The 697-nt window shown below is 71.2% G+C and carries 1 pseudogene; it reads right to left on the bottom strand.

Annotated features, from left to right (window positions below):
- Positions 1 to 697: pseudogene (locus OF117_RS22090) on the bottom strand (cytochrome P450); the annotation flags it as partial.

Here is a 697-nt window from a genome sequence, read left to right as displayed (position 1 = left end):
CCGCGTTGCTGATCAGGTGGTAGGTGGTCTCGTAGCCGGCGGTGATCAGGGTGAACACCATCGACACCAGCTCGTCGTCGCTGAGCCGGTCACCGTCCTCCTCGGCCTCGATCAACCCGGTCAGGATGTCGTCGGCGGGGCGACCGCGGTGCCGCTCGATCAGCTCGCGCACGAAGCCGATCAGCGCGGTGACCTCGTCGGCCCACACCTGCTGGCCCATCTCGGCGACGCCACCGATCAGGGCCCGGGTACCGCGGTGGAAGCGTTCGCGGTCGTCGGTGCCCACGCCGACCATCTCGCTGATGACGGTCAGCGGGATCGGCAGCGCGAACCGGTCCTTCAGCTCGACCTGCCCCTGCGGCTGCAGGTCGTCGAGCAGCCCGGAGGCCAGCTCGCGCACGCGGTCCCCGAGCCGCTCGATCGCCCGCACGCTGAAGGGCTTCACCACCAGCTTGCGCAGCCGGCGGTGCTCCTCGCCGTCCTTCATGACCATCGACGCGGCGGTGAGCAGCCGAAGGTGCTCGGGCAGGTCGGCGACCATCGCCGAGCCGCCGTCCTCCGGCGCACGGGGGAAGCGGGGATCGGCGAGCAGCGCCTTGCAGTCCGCGTACCGCGAGACCAACCACACGTCCCGGTCGGTCAGGTAGGCCACCCGGCCGCGGTACACCGGCGCGTTCGCCCGCAGCCACGCGTAGTG

This window comes from Geodermatophilus sp. YIM 151500, assembly GCF_025716945.1.
Classification (GTDB): Bacteria; Actinomycetota; Actinomycetes; order Mycobacteriales; family Geodermatophilaceae; genus YIM-151500.
The sequence above is the reverse complement of the archived record's forward strand: the minus strand, read 5'-3'. Positions and strand labels throughout refer to the sequence as shown.